This window comes from Burkholderia sp. AU45388 (assembly GCF_030481585.1).
Taxonomy (GTDB): Bacteria; Pseudomonadota; Gammaproteobacteria; order Burkholderiales; family Burkholderiaceae; genus Burkholderia; species Burkholderia sola.
In genome coordinates this window covers 90,265-108,565 of sequence record NZ_JAUJPV010000019.1, presented here as the reverse complement: position 1 = coordinate 108,565, position 18,301 = coordinate 90,265, and the positions used below count along the sequence as shown (strand labels likewise).

The following is an 18,301-nucleotide window of genomic DNA, read 5'->3' as shown; positions in this document are numbered from 1 at the left end:
CTATGCGCCTCCCGTCACGCGCAGCACTTCCTCGAGCGACGTCGCGCCGGACGCGAGCCAGCGCTCGGCGTCGTCGCGCAGCGTGCGCATGCCTTCCGCGCGGCCGGCGGCGAGAATTTCAGCATCGGCCGCGTTGCGGTGAATCAGCGAGCGGATCGAATCGTCGATCACCAGCAGCTCGTACACACCGCGCCGGCCCGCATAACCGGAATGTCCGCACTTCGCGCAACCGACCGGATGCCATACGGTGCGGCCGTCCTCGTGCCGCTCTTCCTTGCAGACGGGGCAGAGCTGGCGCACGAGGCGCTGCGCGAGCACGCCGAGCAGCGACGACGCGAGCAGGTACGGCTCGACGCCCATGTCGGTCAGGCGCGTGACGGCGGACGCGGCATCGTTCGTGTGCAGCGTCGCGAGCACCAGGTGGCCCGTCAGCGACGCCTGCACCGCGATCTGCGCGGTTTCGAGATCGCGGATTTCGCCGATCATGATCACGTCCGGGTCCTGGCGCAGGATCGAGCGCAGCGCGCGGGCGAAGGTCATCCCGATCCGCTCGTTCACCTGCGTCTGGCCGATGCCGGACAGGTCGTACTCGATCGGGTCCTCGACGGTCATGATGTTGGTCGTCGCGGTTTCGAGTCGCGACATCGACGCGTACAGCGTGGTCGTCTTGCCCGAACCGGTCGGGCCGGTGACGAGCACGATGCCGTGCGGGCGGCCGATCAGCTTGTCGAACTGGACGAGCGTGTCGCGCCCCATGCCGAGCGCTTCGAGGTTCAGCCGCTGCGCGTCCTTTTCCAGCAGACGCAGCACCGCGCGCTCGCCATGCCCGGTCGGCAGCGTCGACACGCGCACGTCGACCGGCCGGCCGCCGACGCGCAGCGTGATGCGGCCGTCCTGCGGCAGGCGCTTCTCGGCAATGTCGAGCTGCGCCATGATCTTGATCCGCGAGATCAGCGCGCCGTGCAGCGCCTTCTTCGGGCGCACGACGTCGCGCAGCGTGCCGTCGACGCGAAAGCGCACCACCGACGCGTTCTCGAACGGCTCGATGTGGATGTCCGACGCCTGTTCGCGCGCCGCTTGCGTGAGCAGCGCGTTGATCATCCGGATGATCGGCGCGTCGTCTTCCGATTCGAGCAGATCCTCGACTTCGGGGATGTCCTGCATCAGCCGCGACAGGTCGACTTCGCCTTCGACCTCGCCGACCACCTGCGCGGCGCTGCCGTCCTGGCGCGCATAGGCCTGGTTGATCGCCTGCGCGAGCTCGTCGGCCGGCACGCGATGCACGGAAATCGAGCCGAAGTTGCGCGCGATCTCCGCGAGCGCGGCGTCGCTCGTGCGTTCGCTGATCCACACCTCGAGCGTGTCGTCGAGCTGGTGCGCGATCAGCACCTGGCCGCTCTTCGCGAAGCCGTACGGCAGCAGGCGCGCGGCGAGCGGCGACGGCGGCTGGCGCTCGCCCGGCGCGCCGTCGTGGGCGGAAGACGCGAGCACGTCGCTCACTGCGACGCTCCCGGTGCGGCGGTCAGCGGCTGTTGCGGCACCGCCTGCTGGGGCACGCCTTGCGGCTGCGCGGGCGTCGCCTCGGGCAGCGGCTGCGCCGGCACCGGCGCGACCTGGCGCTGCAACTGCTGGCGACGCATCTTGTCGAGATCGAACAGGTTGCCCGCGGCCGTGCCACCCTGGCTCGGACCGATCGGCATCGGCGGGACGACCGGATCGTCCTTGTCGCGCATCACGTTGTTGTCGGACTTGTACGCGCCCGTCACGCCCTGGATATAGTCGTAGCGGTTCGCCGTGACTTCCTGCGCGGTGCTGTGATCGGAAATGATCACCGGGCGCAGGAACACCATCAGGTTCGTCTTCTGCCGCTGCTTCGATTCCGAACGGAACAACTGCCCGATCCACGGGATGTCGCCCAGCAGCGGCACCTTGCTGTTCGAGACCTGGTAGTTGTCCTGCATCAGGCCGCCGAGCACGATGATCTCGCCGTTGTCGGCCAGGATCGTCGACTGGATCGAGCGTTTCGTGAAGGTCGGGCCGGTCTGCGCGTTGGTGGTGCCGCTGACGACCGCCGAGTCCTCGGTATAGAGCTGCAGCTTCAGAATCCCGCCGTCGGTGATCTGCGGCTTCACGTGCAGCGTCAGGCCGACGTCGCGACGGTCGTACGTGTTGAACGCATTGCTCGTCGTGCCGCTCGTCAGGTTCGAGTACGAACCGGTCGCGATCGGCACGTTCTGGCCGACGACGATCTTCGCTTCCTCGTTGTCGAGCGTGATCAGGTTCGGCGTCGACAGCACGTTCGCGTCGCTCACGCCCGAGAAATACTGCAGCAGTGCGCCGAGGCCCTGCACGCCGAACATGTTGTGCAGCCAGCCGATGTTGAGCCCCTGGTTCAACCCCGAAAGATTGGCGGCGAGGCCGGCGCCGGTACTGCCCGCGCTACCGGTCGTGAGGTTGATGATGCTGTTGCCCGCGACGTTGCCGGCCGCCGCGGCCAGGTTCGTGCCGCCGAGGAACTGGCCGCTCGCGACCTGCCACTGGATACCGAGTTGCCCCTGCGTCGTCGAGTTCAGTTCGACGATCAGCGCTTCGATATAGACCTGCGCGCGCCGTGCGTCGAGCTGGTCGATCACCGAGCGCAGGTTCCGGTAGACCGGATCGGACGCGGTGATGATCAGCGAGTTGGTGGCCGAGTCGGCCTGGATCATCCCGCCCGGCTGGTTGTCGTCGCCGCTCTTGTCCTTGTCGCCGCCGAGCAGGCCGCCGCTGCCGATTCCGCCGCTGGACGAAGAACCGCCGCCGTAGGACGAGGACGACGAACCGCCGAGGCCGCCCGACGGCAGCGGCGGGGTGCCCGACGTGCCGGTCGAGAAGTTGCCGCTCGCCGACGAGCCGCCGTTCTGGTTGAAGCTGTTCGCATCGTTGGACGACGCCGACGAGCCGCTGTCGTTGCCGCCCTTGCCGAGCATCCCGCGCAGCGTCTTCGCGAGCTTCACCGCATCGGCATTGCGCAGCGGCACGACGTGCATGTTGCCGGGCACCGCGCTCGGCGCATCGAGCTGCAGCGCGAGGCGTTTCGCGGCCGCGAGGCGCGAGCCGTTCGATGCGCGCAGCAGCAGCGAGTTGGTGCGCGGGTCGGCCGTGACCGATACCTTCAGCGTTGCGTCGCTGTTGCCGATCGCACCCGGGTCGAGCATCTTCTGCATCTGCGCGGCGAGGTCGATCGCGTTCGCATTGCGCAGCGGCACGACCTGCACCTGCGCACCCGCGGCGCTGTCGACGCCCGCGATGATCTGCGCGATGCGGCGCACGTTGTCCGCATAGTCGGTCACGACGATCGTGTTGTTCGCCGGGTAGGCCGTCACCGTGTTGTTCGGCGAGATCAGCGGCCGCAGCACGGGCAGCAGGTTGTTCGCCGATTCGTTGTGTAGCTCGAACACCTGCGTGATCACCTGGTCGCCGCGCGCCTGCGGCACATTGCCGACGTAGGTCGGCACGCCCTGCAGCTTCGCGTCGGCTTCCGGCACGACCTTCAGCACGCCGTGATCCTGCACGAGCGCGAAGCCCTGCATGCGCAGCGCCGACTGCAGCGTCTTCAACGCCTGGTCTTCCGGCACCGGCCGTTCGGCCACGAGATTGAGCTGCCCCTTCACGCGGGGGTCGACGATGATGGTCTTGCCGGTCGCGGCGCCGATCGCTTTCGCGACCTGGTCGATGTCCGCATTCACGAAATTGAGCGTGACCTGAGCGTAGGCAGCCTGCGAGACGATGATGCCGGCCACGAACAGGGTCGTGGCGATACGCCGCATAACGAAGCGATTTCTTGTCATGGATGAATGGGTCGATGCCGGCTCAGGCCACTTCCGGCGGTAGTGCTGGGATCCAGGTCCGAAAGAGGCGACATTAGCAGTTTTTCATGTCCGAAATATCACATTGATCCGAAGACTGTCTCACATACGACATGTATCCGGCGAATCGTATGCAATATGTAAGGATCGGCCCGCCTCTCCGCATGCCGGCCGTCGCCCCGATTTCGAGATGAATCGACACGGAAATGCGGTATAACCGGGCGGCCGTATTCCTGCTGTCGCAATCGGACGGTCTGCCGGTATGATACGGGCGGCGCGTTTCTCGTCGCATGAATCACAGGCACGGGTTTTCCCGAGCTTCGCGCAATTAATTCCTTTCCGTTTCCGCCCGATGAACAGACGATTCGCTTCGTTCGCGTTGATCGCCGCCGGCGCGTGGTTCGCCAGCGGCAACGCACGCGCGGATTGTTTCGACGAAGCGGCCAAATATCAGCAGGTCAATCCGCTGATCCTGCGCGCGATCGCGTGGCAGGAGTCGCGCAACCGGCCCGGTGCGCTGAACAAGAACACGAACGGCTCGGTCGACTACGGCCTGATGCAGATCAATTCGATCCACCTGCCGACGCTGTCGCGCTACGGGATCGGCCGCGACACGCTGATGGAGCCGTGCAAGAACGTGTACATCGCCGCGTGGCATCTCAAACAGAAGATGAACCGCTACGGCAACACGTGGCAGGCGGTCGGCGCCTATCATTCGGAAACGCCGTCGCTGCGCGACAAGTACGCGCGGCAGATCGCCGGCATCCTGACGCAATGGAAGCTGCTGCCGCCCGCGCAGCCTGGTCAGGCAACTCAGGCTGATCAGGCCACGCAAGCCGCCGCTCGGTGATTCGGCGCCGCGTCGCAGGCCGACGCCGGGCCGGCCTGCGCGCGTTTGATGCACAATGCGGGCTGACGCCGCCGTTTCACCCGCGCGCGGGCCGATCGCGCCCGGGCAGGGCGCCGCGGCCGCTTTTTCATCTTTTCCGTTGGTACATATCATCATGAATCCGGCAATGAAACAGCCGTTGCCCGTCACCGTGCTGTCCGGTTTCCTCGGCGCCGGCAAGACCACGCTGCTCAATCACGTGCTCGCGAATCGCGCGGGGCTGAAAGTCGCGGTGATCGTCAACGATCTCGCCGCGGTCAACATCGACGCGTCGCTCGTGCGCGATGCGCAGGCGCTGTCGCACGTCGAGGAGCGTCTCGTCGAGATGTCGAACGGCTGCATCTGCTGCACGCTGCGCGACGATCTGCTCGTCGAGATCCGCAACCTCGCCGCCGAAGGCCGCTTCGACGCGATCATGATCGAATCGACCGGCATCGCGGAGCCGATGCCGATCGCCGAAACGTTCACGTTCGTCGATGACGACGGCGCGTCGCTGTCGTCGATCGCGCGGCTCGACACGCTCGTCACCGTGGTCGATGCGTACAACTTCCTGCGCGACTACGGCTCCGACGACGCGCTCGCGACGCGCGGCATCGCCGCGTCGGAAGACGACGATCGCACGCTCGTCGAGCTGCTGATCGAGCAGATCGAATTCTGCGACGTGCTGGTGATCAACAAGGCCGACCTCGTCGGCGCGGACGATCTCGCGCGCCTGCAGCACATCCTCGGACGCCTCAATCCGCGCGCGCATCAGGTCGTATCGACGTTCGGCAACGTGCCGCTCGACGAAGTGCTGAACACCGGTCGCTTCGATTTCGACGAAGCCGCGAATGCGCCGGGCTGGCTCGCGTCGCTCGATCACGATCACACGCATTGCGACGACCCCGACTGTCATGACGCGCATCATGCGCACGTGCACGGCGAAGCCGACGAATTCGGGATCGGCAATTTTGTTTACCGCGCGCGCCGGCCGTTTCACCCGGCACGTCTCTGGGCGCTGCTGCATCAGGAGTGGCCGGGCGTGCTGCGCAGCAAGGGTTTCTTCTGGCTCGCGACGCGTAACGACATTGCGGGTTCGCTGTCCCAGGCGGGCGGCGTATGCCGGCATGGCCCGGCGGGTTTGTGGTGGGCGGCGCAGGATCGCGCGGAATGGCCGGACGACGACGAGCTGCTCGCTGAAATCCGCACCGAATGGCTCGGCGATCTCGACGATCGCACGGTCGGCGATCGCCGACAGGAACTCGTGCTGATCGGCATCGCGCTCGACGCCGATGCGTGGCGCGCGAAACTCGATGCATGCCTGTTGACCGATGCGGAGTTCGCGCTCGGCGCAGCGGGATGGGCCGCGTTCGACGATCCGTTCCCCGCGTGGGACGTCGATTCGCACGACGACGATCACGGCGACACGCAGATCGTGCACGCGTGATCGTGCACACATGCGCGCGTGGTAACGGCTTGTAAAAACAACCGTTAACTTTTGCAAGCGCCGCGCGAACTGTGGCGAAAATGCCGCGCGCGCCCAACAAAAAACCCGCCGAGAGGCGGGTTTTTCCTGGAACAGGCGCGGGTTTAACGCTTGTTGACGGCGTCCTTGAACGCCTTGCCAGCCGTGAACTTGACCGTCTTGGCTGCCGGGATCTTGATGGTTTCGCCCGTCTTCGGGTTGCGGCCCGTACGTGCTGCGCGCTTGCCCGAACCGAAGCTGCCGAAGCCGATCAGCTGAACCGCATCACCCTTCGACACGGCCTTCTTGATGACTTCGAGCAGCGTGTCCAGCGTTTCGCCGGTTTGAGCCTTGCTGGCGCCCGTTTGGGCGGCGACGGCGTCGATCAGTTCCTGTTTGTTCATTAAGGTTCCTTTATCAGGTTAGGTTGACACGAACAGCGCGAACGCGCCGATTATACGTGCGCGAACCGTGCCGTCGAGAGTCAGACTCCGACGACACAGCGCCGAATCCTGGCCCGCGCGACGCGCCCTCCGGTTTGCCGGCGGCCACCCCGCGGTACGGCGTTGCTATGATAGCGCAGCGCAAACCCAATAACGACAAGGGTTTCAAAGATTTTCATCGGTATTTCGCCGAATGAATCGTCGATTGCCGGTTTTTTGACCTGCGCCAACCGGACAGGATACGCAGCGTGGTCCGCCCGCCCGTCGCCCCGTTGCCCTTTTCCAACGGCCGATCGGACGGCCTGCCGCAATCCCTTGCCAGGCTTGGCTGCCACGTTTTTTGTTTCGCATGCCCGACCGACTTGTTTACGCCACGCTCGCGCTTCGCGACGACGGCACGCTCGTCTCGCCCGAGTTCGGCGAGCTTCATCGCGGTGCATCCGGCACGCTCGCGCACGCGCGTCGCGCGTTCGTCGCGGGCAACGGGCTGCCCGCACGCTGGCAGCGCCGCCGGACGTTCACGATCGTCGCGACCGAATTCGGCGCGGGCGCCGGCTTCCTCGCGGCGTGGGCCGCGTGGCGCGACGATCCCGCGCGCTGCGAACGGTTGCATGTCGTTGCAGTCGAGTCGCACCCGTTCTCGCGCGACGACCTGCGCCGCGCGGTTTCGCACATGGTTGCGAACACAACCATATCGGCAGACGTCGATGCGTTGGTCGATGCATGGCCGATGCAGGTGCCGGGCGTGCATCGGCTCGAATTCGACAAAGGGCGCGTGGTGCTCACGCTCGCGTTCGGCGATCCGATCGGCCTGTTGAAGAAGCTCGTCGCGCGTGCCGATGCGTTTTTTCTCGACGGCGCCGCGGCATCGAGCGACGGGATCCGCGCACTCGCGAAACTCGCCGGCGAACACGCGACGTTTGCGACACATGCAAAGTCCGACGACGTGAAGCACGCGCTCGGCGAAACAGGTTTCACGTTCCGCGAGGTCGACGATCGTCTCGTCGGCGACTATGCGCCGCGCTGGCGCGCGCGCCGGCACGAGCCGCCGCGTGCGCTGCCCGTTACCGCGCGCCGTGCGATCGTGGTCGGCGCGGGCCTCGCCGGCTGCGCGGTCGTCGAACGTCTGGCCGCGCGCGGCTGGGACGTCACGCTGATCGAGCGGCACGAACGGATCGCGAGCGAAGCGTCAGGCAATCCGGCCGGGGTGTTCCATCCGCTGATGACGCGCGACGACAACGTCGCGAGCCGGCTCACGCGCGGCGGCTTCCTGCACGCGATCGCACGCTGGCGCGCGCTCGAGCACGCAGGGCATGCATTCGCGCGCAGCACGCACGGGATGATCCATCTTGCCGAATCGGCCGACGATTTCGCGCGGATGCGCGATGCCTTCGATGCATTCGGCGCGCCGTCCGACTACGTGACGTTGCTCGATGCCGATGCCGCGCGCGCGCATCTGAATCTGCCGGTCGCGCACGGCGGCCTGCTGTTTCCGCACGGCGGCGCAGTGTGGCCTGCCGGGCTGTGCGCCGCGCAATACACGGCGGCCGGCGAGCGCGTGCGCCTGCTCGCGTCCACCCGCGTCGCGCGGCTCGAACGGCGGGGCGACATCTGGCATGCGCTCGACGATGCGGGCGCCACGCTCGCCGACGCACCCGTCGTCGTGCTCGCGAACGCGGGCGACGCCGCGCGTCTGGCCGGGCTGCGGCACGTCGCGCTGCAACCGGTACGCGGCCAGCTCACGCTGCTGCCGCCGGGCACGACGGCGCCGCTGCCATGCCCGGCGATCGGCGACGGTTACGCGGTCCCGCTCGACGACGGCACGCTGCTGATCGGCGCCACGTTCGAACCCGACGATACCGATCCCGCGATGCGCGCGGCCGGCCACATCGAAAACCTCGACCGCGTACGGCACCTGCTGCCGGGCCTGATCGGCGACCTGCCGGACCCCGCCGCGCTGCGCGGCCGCGTGGCGTTCCGCTGGGTCGTCGGCGACCGCCTCCCGCTCGTCGGCCCGCTCGCCGACGAAGCGCAGGCCACCGCGAACGCACGCGCGCTGGGCGGTGCGCAGGCGCGCGACCTGCCGCGCCTGCCGGGCCTCTACGGCGCATTCGGCTTCGGTTCGCGCGGCCTCGTATGGGCTGCGCTCGGCGCCGAGCTGATCGCGTCGCAACTCGAAGGCGAGCCGTGGCCGCTCGAGCGCGAACTCGCCGACGCGATCGATCCCGCCCGCTTCCTGATCCGCGCACTGCGTGCCCGCCGCGTCGGCTCGGACGGCTGAGCGGCCGCGCGCATCGATCACAGGTTCCCGATTTTTCCGCGCAAGGTTATCCACGCGACGCTGTGGATAACCGCGCGAAATCCCTGCGCACTCCGTGTGCAATCACAGTGGACGTAAACTGGGTAACCCGGCACAGCTGTGAAGCGGCCCGAAAGTTGCTCGACTCGAATCTCTGTGCACGAACAGCCTGTGCAACCGGTTATGGTTTCGCCAACACCTTGATCTGCCAGCGTAAACCGGAGTTATCCACAGAACTGTGCGTCCTTTGTTAACTTCTACTATGTATATATACAAGTAAACCTTTGAAACCAAAGACCTGCAGCGACGCACAGCCCCGCGGGTCGATTCAATCGGTTCCGGAGCGAAAAAGCTGTGGCACAATCGGTTTCCTTCGCGTTCGTTCGGCCCAGCGCCGGACATGCTTCAATGGAACGGTCGGCACGATTTCGAATCTGAATCTTCGAGACTGCGCAGTCCGTTCACACACCAGGCCGACAATCCAGATCGGCAACCTGAACGACGTTCCGCCTGGTGGCGGAACAGGCGGACCCCATGTATCGCCATCGTCGAGCACAACAATCACATTCGGGGCAATACCCAGCCGGCGCATCCATTCCTGTCGCTTGATCCCGCGTCGCTGGCGGTTGCTTCCAAAGGAGAAGTCACCACGATGAAGTCGGCGTTCTCATTCCTGCCCAACTGGCCGCTCACACCGGATGCCGTGTTCTGGGCCGGGCTCGCGTTGTTCGCAGCCGGCCTGTGCGGCGAGCTGTGCTATCGCGCGTGGCGCCTGCCGCGCATCACCGGCTATGCCGTGATCGGCCTGATCGCCGGTTCGTTCGGATTCGGCGTGATCGACACCAGCACCGACGAAACCTCGCGGCTGCTGATGGACGTCGCGCTCGGCCTGCTGCTGTTCGAACTCGGCAGCCGCCTCGACCTGCGCTGGATCCGGCGCAATCCGTGGCTCGTCGCGTCGAGCCTCGCGGAAGCCACGCTCACGTTCGTGCTCGTGCTGTTCGTGATGCTCGCGCTCGGCGTATCGGGGATGGTCGCGCTGGTGCTGTCGGCGATCGCGATCGCGACGTCGCCGTCGATGGTGATTCAGCTCAAGACCGAACTGCGCGCGGAAGGGCAGGTGTCGCAGCGCCTGATCACGCTCACCGCGCTCAACAGCGTGTACGCGATCGTGCTGACCAAGCTCGTGACGAGCTGGCTGCACCAGGAAGCGTACGGCAACGTTTTCGCGACGATCCTGCAACCGCTCTACCTGCTCGCCGGTTCGTTCATCGTTGCGTATCTCGTCGCGCGTTCGTGCAACTACCTGTTCCGTCACATGACCGCGACGATGCGCGACGAGCATTCGTTCGTCGCGCTGTTCGGGCTCGTGATGCTGGCGATCGCCGTCGCGCAGGCGCTGAAGCTGTCGACGCTGCTCACGCTGCTGCTTGCCGGCATCATCGTGAAGAACCTCGAGGCGCGGCCGCAGTTGTGGCCCGAGCACTTCGGCACGGCCGGCTGGCTGCTGACGGTGGTGCTGTTCGTGCTGACGCTCACGTCGTTCACGTGGGGCGACATCGCGCTCGGCGGGCTGCTCGCGATCGTGCTGATCATCACGCGGCTCGCCGCGAAGCTGGCCGGCGTCGTCGCGTTCGCGAAGCCGAGCGGCCTCGGGATGAAGCAGGGCATCGCGCTCGGCATCGCGCTCACGCCGATGTCCGCGCTGTCGTACCTGCTCGTCGACGATACCTACCAGCTCTATCCCAATTTCGACCCGCACCTGCGCGCGATCGTGATGTGCTCGATCGTGATCCTGCAGCTCGTCAGCCCGTTCGTCGTCTATCGCTGCCTGTCGGCGGTCGGCGAACGCAGCGACGGCAACTGATTCCGGAACCTGCCATGGCACTCGAAACCTTCGTCAATTCCGAACCGTTCACGTTCGGCGTCGAACTGGAGATCCAGGTCGTCAACACGCACAACTACGACCTGACCAAAGCGGCGTCCGACCTGATGCGCCTGATCCAGGGCGAGACTTTTCCCGGCAACATCACGCCGGAAATCACCGAAAGCATGATCGAGCTGTCGACCGGCATCTGCCATTCGCACGAGCAGGCCGTCAGCGAACTGCATGCGATCCGCGACGTGCTCGTGAAGGCGGCCGACCAGCTCAACGTCGGGCTGGCCGGCGGCGGCACGCATGCGTTCCAGCAATGGAGCGACCGGCAGATCTACGATGCGCCGCGCTTCCAGTACATCTCCGAGCTGTATGGCTATCTCGCCAAGCAGTTCACCGTGTTCGGCCAGCACGTGCACATCGGCTGCCCCGATCCCGACAGCGCGCTGTTCCTGCTGCACTCGATGTCGCGTTTCATTCCGCACTTCATCGCGCTGTCCGCGTCGTCGCCGTTCGTGCAGAACGTCGACACGGGCTTCCATTCGGCACGCCTGAATTCGGTGTTCGCGTTCCCGCTGTCGGGCCGCGCGCCGTTCGTGCTGACCTGGGACGCCTTCGAGGAGTACTTCACGAAGATGGTGAACACGGGCGTCGTGAACTCGATGAAGGACTTTTACTGGGATATCCGGCCGAAGCCCGGCTACGGCACGATCGAGGTGCGCGTGATGGACACGCCGCTGTCGGTCGACCGCGCGGCCGCGATCGCCTGCTACATCCAGACGCTCGCACGCTACCTGCTGACCGACCGGCCGCTGAAGCTGTCCGAGGACGATTACCTGGTCTACACGTTCAACCGTTTCGAAGCGTGCCGCTTCGGGCTCGAGGGCACCTGCGTGAATCCTCAGACGGGCGAGCGCCGCACGATCGCGGAAGACATCCTCGACACGCTCGACCGGATCGCGCCGCATGCGGCCGCGCTCGGTTCGCGCGCGGCGCTCGACGAGATCGGCGCGCTCGCGAAGGCGCGCGTAAACGACGCATCGTGGTTGAGAACCGTTTTCAAACAGGAAAAATCGCTGAACGAGACGGTCCGGCAGCAGTGCTTACGTTGGCGCGAGTGAAAATATGTTTTGCAGATTGCAGAATCGACCGCGCCGCGATTCGCTGAACGGTTATCGGCGCCCGGTCGCGACGAAATCGTTGCCGGGCGCCGTCGAAATCTGTGGATAACCGGATATTCCGCTGCAAAGTCAACGCTCTGCAGGCGGGATAACCCGGTGGATCGTCACCGCGCGGCCGATGGCCGATTTGAACAGGAAAATACCGGCGCGCCCCTTTCGCCGGCGCGCGACATTGCGCGCACAACGAAAAAATCCGGTTATTCAGCGATTTTCCACAGCATGCAGGGGATAACTTAGCTGTGCGATTTTCCGCTCTCGCTTAGAATGTCGGCTTTGCGGACACCGGAACGGTGCGTGTCTCTCCGGTCGCCGCGAACGCGACCGCCGCGTGTGCCTCGCGACGGCCGTGCTGACGCACTCGAGAGAGGCGTCTGTTTTGAGATAGATTCGATCTCCACACTACGGCCGCTCGGCCATCCGGGCGGCGGCAAAGCGAAAAGACTATGAGCGAAGGCGTTTACGGGAACCAGGCTGCGGGACGTGTGACCCACAGCCTGCTGCGGTTGAGCACGGCCATGCGGAGCGAGGCATGGGATTGGGCGGAAGGCGCTGGCCTCACGCCGACGCAAGGCGAAATCCTCGTGCTGCTGCTGCAGCGCAAGGGCCCGATGCGGCTCGGCGAGATCGCGCGCGAGACGCAGCTCACCGCGGCCACCACGAGCGATGCGGTCAGCACGCTCGAGACGAAGGGGCTCGTCGAGAAGCGCCGTGCGCTGGACGACGGCCGCGCCCTGGCCGTGCGCCTGTCGGCACGTGGCCGCACGGCCGCGAAGAAGGCGCTGCAATGGCCTGAATTCCTGACGAAAGCGGTCGGCAAGCTCGGCGCGGACGAGCAGGGCACGCTGTATCGCGCGCTGCTGAAGACGCTGCGCGAGCTGCAGGTGGCCGGCGCGACGCCGCCGCAGCGCATGTGCCTGACGTGCACCCACTTCCAGCCGGGCAAGCCGTCGAAGAAGACCGTGCATCACTGCGCGGTGCTCGACATCTCGATGTCCGACAGCGATCTGCGTCTCGACTGCTCGGTGCAGGAAGAAGCCGACGCGGCGACGCAGAAGAAGACCTGGAAGATTTTCGCCGGCTGACGTCCGTCGATCGACCGGGAGGCCGATGATGAACGCTGAAGTCGTGGCGATCCGCCACGTGCATTTCGAGGATCTCGGGAGCTTCGAGCAGGTGCTCGGCGAACGCGGTCGACGGGTGCGCTATGTCGATGTCGGATCGTCGCGGGTCGAGGTGCTCGACGTGCACGAGCCGTCGCTGCTCGTCGTGCTCGGCGGGCCGCTCAGCGTGTACGACGACGCGCAGTATCCGACGATCGCGCCGCTCCTGGCGCTCGTGCGCCAGCGCATCGACGCGGGGCTGCCGATCCTCGGCATCTGCCTCGGCGCGCAGTTCATCGCGCGGGCGCTCGGGGCGCGCGTCTATCCGGCCGCGCGGCACGAGCTCGGCTGGGCGCCGCTGACGCTCACCGACGCCGGCCGCGCGTCGCCGCTGCGCCATCTCGACGGCGCGACGACGTCGATGCTGCACTGGCATGGCGATACGTTCGACCTGCCGGGCGGTGCGATCCATCTCGCGTCGACGCCGGCTTGCCGCCACCAGGCATTCGCATGGGGGCAGCACGTGCTGGCGCTGCAATGCCATCCCGAGATCCGTACCGATCGCTTCGAACCGTGGTTGATCGCGAACGCCGGCGAAATCGCCGCGACGCCCGGCATCGACGCGCGCCAGTTGCGCGCCGAAACCATGCAGCACGGCCCCGCGCTCGAGACGGCCGCCCGGCACATGTTCGCGGAGTGGCTCGGCAGCGTCGGGCTCTGACGTCGCGGGCGGCGCATCGCCGTCCGTCGCGCACGCCGTTTGTTCCACGTCCCGCCGGCATCCGGCCGGCCGTACCTGACCATCCGCTTACTGCCGAGCGCGCCATCTGCACGCTTCAGGCGTGCGTGCTACGCTCGTCCGCTCTTTCCCTTTTCTGGCGAGCGGCTTCCATGACTGCGCTGTTTTCTCCGTTCACGCTGCGCGGCGTGACCCTTCCGAACCGGATCGTGATTTCCCCGATGTGCCAGTACTCGGCCGAACGCGGCGAAGCGACCGACTGGCACATGATTCACCTCGGCCATCTCGCGCTGTCGGGCGCCGGCCTGCTGTGCATCGAGGCGACCGCGGTGGAACCCGACGGACGCATCACGCATGGCGACCTCGGCCTGTGGGACGACGTGACCGAAGCCGCGCTGAAGCCGGTGCTGGCCGCGATCCGCAAGCATTCGCCGATCCGCATCGCGATGCAGTTGTCGCACGCGGGGCGCAAGGCGTCGAGCGCGGCGCCGTGGGAGGGCGGCCAGCTCGTGCCGGTCGCCGACGGCGGCTGGCTGCCGCACGGCCCGTCGGCCGTGCCGCACAAGGACGGCGAGACGCCGCCGCTCGCGCTCGATGCCGCGGGCCTGAATCGTATCCGCGAAGCCTTCGCGGCGTCGGCCAAACGTGCCGCACGACTCGGCATCGATGCGATCGAAGTGCACGCGGCGCACGGCTACCTGCTGCATCAGTTCCTGTCGCCGCTCGCGAACCGGCGCACCGACGAATACGGCGGATCGCGCGAAAACCGGATGCGGTTTCCGCTCGAGATCTTCGAGATCGTGCGCGCCGCGTTTCCGGAGGATCGGCCGGTCGGCGTGCGCGTGTCCGCGACCGACTGGGTCGAAGGCGGCTGGGAGCTCGACGATACGATCGCGTTCGCGCACGAACTGAAGCGCCGTGGCTGCGACTGGATCGACGTGTCGTCCGGCGGCGTGTCGCCACTGCAGAAGATTCCGCTGTCGCCCGGCTACCAGGTGCCGTTCGCGCAGGCCGTGAAGCGGGCGGTCGGCATGCCGACGATCGCGGTCGGCCTGATCAACGAACCCGAGCATGCGAACCGGCTGATCGAGGCCGGCGATGCCGATCTCGTCGCGATGGCGCGCGCGATGCTGTACGACCCGCGCTGGCCGTGGCACGCGGCGGCCGAGCTCGGCGCACAGGTGACGGCGCCGCCGCAGTACTGGCGCTCGCAGCCGCGCGAGCACAAGGCGCTGTTCGGCGACGTGTCGTTCGGCCAGCGCTGAGCGCATCGCGCAATATTGCGCGCGATGTTGAACGAAGCAATCGTGAACGTGTAGGATGCGGATGATTCGCCGCATGCCCCGACGCGGCACCGACCGGTGCCGCGTTTTCGTTTGGCGCGGCGCCCGGCCGCGATCGCGGTCGCTTCCGTTCAAGTCGTCTTCACAAGGATTGGTTCGATGAGTTCACGCAGGATCGCGGTGCGCCGCTCGGGAGTACACGGCAAGGGCGTGTTCGCCGTGGCGCCGATCAAGGCCGGCGAACGCGTAGTGGAATACAAGGGCGAGCGAATCTCGTGGAAGGAAGCGCTGCGCCGCCATCCGCACGACCCGAGCGAGCCGAATCATACGTTCTACTTCGCACTCGACGAAGGCGGCGTGATCGACGGCAAGGTCGACGGCAACAGCGCGCGCTGGATCAACCATTCGTGCGCGCCGAACTGCGAAGCCGAGGAAGTCAAAGGCCGCGTGTACATCCACGCGCTGCGCGACATCGGCCCGGAAGAGGAGCTGTTCTACGACTACGGCCTCGTGATCGACGCGAAGCTGACGAAGAAGCTCAAGCGCGAATACGCGTGCCACTGCGGTGCGGCGTCGTGCCGCGGCACGTTGCTCGCGACGTCCGACGAAGGCGGGAAGAAGAAAAAGAAGAAGGACAAGAAGGACGGCAAGCCCGCGTCCGGTTCGAAGGACAAGAAGAACAAGAAGTGAGGCAGGCGGCAGCGCATCGCGCGCTGCCGCTGTCGTTTCAGCCGGCGGCTGCCGCGTGGTGGCGGCCCGGCATTCGCTTTTGCGCCGGCGGGCGGCCCGGCCGACGGCGCCGGCGGTTGCCCGCCGCGGCTCGCTCGGCGATCGCTCAGTGCGTCGGCGCCGCAGCCGGCGTTTCGCTGGCCGGCTTTTCCGTTCGCGTCGTGAGCGGCACCCGCACCACGAACCGCGAGCCGCCTTCCGATGCATCCTCGTACGACACGGTGCCGCCGTGCATCGCGATGATGTCGTGCACGATCGCGAGCCCCAGCCCGGCGCCGGTTTCGACACCGTTGCCGCTTTGCGCGTCGCCGCGGAAGAAGCGCTTGAACAGGTCGGCCTGCTGGTTCGCGGGCACGCCGGGGCCGTTGTCCTCGACGACGATCTCGGCGGCCGGCTGGCCGTCCTCGAGCGCGGCGCGCGCGACGTTCACCGTGATCCGCGCGCCGTTCGGCCGCGCGAGCGGCACGTACTTCAGCGCATTGTCGAGCAGGTTCGCGATCACCTCGCGCAGCAGCACCGGGTTGCCGCGCACGATCAGCTTCTCGTCGTCGCCCGGCTCGTCGCTGCGCTGGAAGCCGAGGTCGACGTGCGACGCGAGCGCGCGCGGCACCCATTCGGCGCCCGTCTCGAACGCCATCGCCGCGAGATCGACGTCGACGAAGCGGGCGGCCTGTTCGCCCGGCTCGGCCCGCGCGAGCGACAGCAACTGGTTGGACAGCCGCACCGCGCGGTCGGCCGCTGCGCGCAACTCGCGCACCGCAGCGTAGGTCTGGTGCGGGTCGCGCGCGACGGCCGCCTGCTCGGCATGCAGCTTCACCGCGGTGAGCGGCGTGCGCAACTGGTGGGCGGCATCGGCGATGAACTTGCGCTGCGCGTCGAGCGCGGTCTTCAGACGGCCGAGCAGCGCGTTCATCGCGCTCGTCAGCGGCCGGATCTCCAGCGGCACGTCGGTTTCGTCGACCGGTTCCAGCGACGTGTGGGTCTGCCGGTTCAGCGAATCGGCGAGATGCGTGAGCGGGCCCAGCTGCTGGTTCACGACCCGCCATACGATGCCCCAGCCCGCGAGCAGCAGCAGCAGCAGCGGCATCATGATCGCGACGAGGAATTCGGCCGCGATCCGGTAGCGGTGCCGCACCGGCTGCGCGACTTCGACGACCATCGGCCGGCCGCCCTCGACGTTGTCGACGCGCACCTGCGCGACCCGCACCGCGCGGTTGTCGTATTCGGCCTCGAACACGTACGCATGATGCATGCGGCGCACGTTGATGCCCTGCAGCGGCAGCTTCGGATCGCCGGCGAGTTCCTCCTCGCCGTCGCTGATCCGGTAGATCAGCGCTTCGGCCGGATCGGAGAACATCGCCTGCGCGAGCGGCGGCACCGTGAACGGCGCGTCGGGGCCGGCGATCTGGATCTGCTTGGAGATGGCGGTCGCGAGATCGGCGAGCGAGCGGTCGATCACGTGCTGCGTGTATTGCCACGCGAGCCAGTAGGCGATCAGGCCGCTCATCAGCGCGAGCATCGACAGCGGGGCGGCGAGGCGCCGAAGCAGCGAGCGGCGCAGGCTGGTGGTCACAGCCGGATCAGGAGACATTTCGACGGGCAAAGGGATAAGCGCCGCTCACGGGGAGCGGCGCGGTCGTGCGCCGGGAGCGGCGACGTGGAGCGACACGCATGCACCGGCGGCACGCGGCCGGCCGGCGCGCGGCGTCGCTCAGACGCTCGCCGTCTGGCGGATTTCCTGCAGCAGGTAGCCGAAGCCGCGCACCGTGACGATTTCGACCCGGCACTGCTCGAGTTTCTTGCGGACGCGGTGCACGTAGACTTCGATCGCGGTGTCGCCGAGATCGCCGCCGAAGTGCGTGAGGTGATCCTGCAACTGCGCCTTGCTGACGACGCGGCCGTGACGCAGCAGCAGCATTTCCAGCACCGCGAATTCGCGCGGCGACAGTTCGAGCGGCTTGTCGTCGTTGAAGATGCGGCGGTCGACGCCCGACAGGCGCACGCCGCCGAGCGACACTTCCGGACGCGGCATATCGCTGTGCGGGCCGCTGCGGCGCATCACCGCGCGGATGCGCGCTTCGAGCTCGGCCGGCTCGAACGGCTTGAGCATGTAGTCGTCGGCGCCGGAGTTCAGGCCCTGAATCCGGTCGTTCAGCTCGTCGCGGGCGGTCAGCACGATCACGGGCGTGTGGCGGTTGGTCTGGCGAAAGCGCGTGAGCAGCGTCATGCCGTCGATGCCCGGCAGGCCGAGGTCGAGGATCACGAGTTCGTGGCGGTTCTGTGCCAGCGCCTGTTCGGCAAAGATGCCGTCATGCACCATGTCGACGGTGAAGCCAGCCTGCTCGAGGCTGCTCTGGATACCGCGTGCGATGGGGCGGTCGTCTTCGATCAGAAGGAGTCGCATGAAGTTCGCTCAAGTACAATGGGTTGGCGGTTCAGGCACGCGGACAGCACGACGCCGTTTCCACAG

The 18,301-nt window shown here is 66.8% G+C and carries 14 protein-coding genes; 9 read left to right on the top strand and 5 right to left on the bottom strand.

Features of this window, described 5'->3' with window-relative positions:
• Both gspE and gspD read right to left on the bottom strand, forming a co-directional pair.
• Positions 1–1,500: a type II secretion system ATPase GspE gene (gene gspE, locus QZM72_RS25985; RefSeq protein WP_069231980.1), complete on the bottom strand. Its 1,500-nt coding sequence runs from the start codon at positions 1,498–1,500 to the stop codon at positions 1–3.
• Positions 1,497–3,830, bottom strand: coding sequence for a type II secretion system secretin GspD (gene gspD, locus QZM72_RS25980; RefSeq protein ID WP_301739575.1), 2,334 nt, complete (start codon positions 3,828–3,830; stop codon positions 1,497–1,499). Before gspD ends, gspE begins: the two co-directional genes overlap by 4 nt.
• A 370-nt stretch (positions 3,831–4,200) precedes the next feature.
• On the opposite strand from gspD, the gene QZM72_RS25975 reads away from it, so the two are divergent.
• Positions 4,201–4,698 carry a lytic transglycosylase domain-containing protein gene (locus QZM72_RS25975; RefSeq protein ID WP_301739574.1) on the top strand — a complete coding sequence of 166 codons (498 nt, stop codon included), beginning with the start codon at positions 4,201–4,203 and terminating at the stop codon, positions 4,696–4,698.
• 154 nt (positions 4,699–4,852) lie between these two features.
• Positions 4,853–6,163 (top strand): GTP-binding protein, encoded by a 1,311-nt coding sequence (locus QZM72_RS25970; protein WP_301739573.1) that lies wholly within the window; start codon positions 4,853–4,855, stop codon positions 6,161–6,163.
• A 143-nt stretch (positions 6,164–6,306) separates the two neighbouring features.
• Here the strand turns inward: QZM72_RS25970 and QZM72_RS25965 are convergent, their stop codons facing one another.
• Positions 6,307–6,585, bottom strand: coding sequence for an HU family DNA-binding protein (locus QZM72_RS25965; protein WP_006401505.1), 279 nt, complete (start codon positions 6,583–6,585; stop codon positions 6,307–6,309).
• 388 nt (positions 6,586–6,973) lie between these two features.
• On the opposite strand from QZM72_RS25965, the gene mnmC reads away from it, so the two are divergent.
• The 7 genes from mnmC to QZM72_RS25930 all read left to right on the top strand — a co-directional run bounded on the left by mnmC (position 6,974) and on the right by QZM72_RS25930 (position 15,792).
• On the top strand, positions 6,974–8,905 hold the full coding sequence (mnmC, locus tag QZM72_RS25960; protein WP_301739572.1) for a bifunctional tRNA (5-methylaminomethyl-2-thiouridine)(34)-methyltransferase MnmD/FAD-dependent 5-carboxymethylaminomethyl-2-thiouridine(34) oxidoreductase MnmC: 1,932 nt from the start codon (positions 6,974–6,976) through the stop codon (positions 8,903–8,905).
• Positions 8,906–9,575: 670 nt separating this feature from the next.
• Positions 9,576–10,790: a cation:proton antiporter gene (locus QZM72_RS25955; protein ID WP_301739571.1), complete on the top strand. Its 1,215-nt coding sequence runs from the start codon at positions 9,576–9,578 to the stop codon at positions 10,788–10,790.
• Positions 10,791–10,804: 14 nt separating this feature from the next.
• A complete protein-coding gene (locus QZM72_RS25950) occupies positions 10,805–11,920 on the top strand; it encodes a YbdK family carboxylate-amine ligase (RefSeq protein ID WP_089466294.1) in 1,116 nt (371 codons plus the stop codon).
• Positions 11,921–12,423: 503 nt separating this feature from the next.
• Positions 12,424–13,062 carry a MarR family winged helix-turn-helix transcriptional regulator gene (locus QZM72_RS25945; RefSeq protein WP_301739570.1) on the top strand — a complete coding sequence of 213 codons (639 nt, stop codon included), beginning with the start codon at positions 12,424–12,426 and terminating at the stop codon, positions 13,060–13,062.
• Between the two features lie 28 nt (positions 13,063–13,090).
• Positions 13,091–13,801, top strand: a complete 711-nt coding sequence (locus QZM72_RS25940; RefSeq protein ID WP_301739569.1) for a glutamine amidotransferase — start codon at positions 13,091–13,093, stop codon at positions 13,799–13,801.
• Between the two features lie 170 nt (positions 13,802–13,971).
• Positions 13,972–15,084, top strand: a complete 1,113-nt coding sequence (locus tag QZM72_RS25935; protein ID WP_089466297.1) for an NADH:flavin oxidoreductase/NADH oxidase — start codon at positions 13,972–13,974, stop codon at positions 15,082–15,084.
• 177 nt (positions 15,085–15,261) lie between these two features.
• Positions 15,262–15,792: an SET domain-containing protein gene (locus tag QZM72_RS25930; protein ID WP_089466298.1), complete on the top strand. Its 531-nt coding sequence runs from the start codon at positions 15,262–15,264 to the stop codon at positions 15,790–15,792.
• A gap of 145 nt (positions 15,793–15,937) precedes the next feature.
• Here QZM72_RS25930 and QZM72_RS25925 read toward each other — a convergent pair whose 3' ends face one another.
• Both QZM72_RS25925 and QZM72_RS25920 read right to left on the bottom strand, forming a co-directional pair.
• Positions 15,938–17,422 (bottom strand): sensor histidine kinase, encoded by a 1,485-nt coding sequence (locus tag QZM72_RS25925; protein ID WP_089466299.1) that lies wholly within the window; start codon positions 17,420–17,422, stop codon positions 15,938–15,940.
• 120 nt (positions 17,423–17,542) lie between these two features.
• On the bottom strand, positions 17,543–18,235 hold the full coding sequence (locus QZM72_RS25920; RefSeq protein WP_006401494.1) for a response regulator transcription factor: 693 nt from the start codon (positions 18,233–18,235) through the stop codon (positions 17,543–17,545).
• Between the last annotated feature and the right edge of the window lie 66 nt (positions 18,236–18,301).

Coding starts and splice junctions, on each gene's coding strand:
- QZM72_RS25920 (WP_006401494.1), bottom strand. CDS start 18,235: ATGCGACTCCTTCTGATCGAAGACGACCGCCCCATCGCACGCGGTATC.
- QZM72_RS25940 (WP_301739569.1), top strand. CDS start 13,091: ATGAACGCTGAAGTCGTGGCGATCCGCCACGTGCATTTCGAGGATCTC.
- QZM72_RS25950 (WP_089466294.1), top strand. CDS start 10,805: ATGGCACTCGAAACCTTCGTCAATTCCGAACCGTTCACGTTCGGCGTC.
- QZM72_RS25965 (WP_006401505.1), bottom strand. CDS start 6,585: ATGAACAAACAGGAACTGATCGACGCCGTCGCCGCCCAAACGGGCGCC.
- mnmC (WP_301739572.1), top strand. CDS start 6,974: ATGCCCGACCGACTTGTTTACGCCACGCTCGCGCTTCGCGACGACGGC.
- QZM72_RS25930 (WP_089466298.1), top strand. CDS start 15,262: ATGAGTTCACGCAGGATCGCGGTGCGCCGCTCGGGAGTACACGGCAAG.
- QZM72_RS25970 (WP_301739573.1), top strand. CDS start 4,853: ATGAATCCGGCAATGAAACAGCCGTTGCCCGTCACCGTGCTGTCCGGT.
- QZM72_RS25945 (WP_301739570.1), top strand. CDS start 12,424: ATGAGCGAAGGCGTTTACGGGAACCAGGCTGCGGGACGTGTGACCCAC.
- QZM72_RS25925 (WP_089466299.1), bottom strand. CDS start 17,422: ATGTCTCCTGATCCGGCTGTGACCACCAGCCTGCGCCGCTCGCTGCTT.
- QZM72_RS25955 (WP_301739571.1), top strand. CDS start 9,576: ATGAAGTCGGCGTTCTCATTCCTGCCCAACTGGCCGCTCACACCGGAT.
- gspD (WP_301739575.1), bottom strand. CDS start 3,830: ATGACAAGAAATCGCTTCGTTATGCGGCGTATCGCCACGACCCTGTTC.
- QZM72_RS25975 (WP_301739574.1), top strand. CDS start 4,201: ATGAACAGACGATTCGCTTCGTTCGCGTTGATCGCCGCCGGCGCGTGG.
- QZM72_RS25935 (WP_089466297.1), top strand. CDS start 13,972: ATGACTGCGCTGTTTTCTCCGTTCACGCTGCGCGGCGTGACCCTTCCG.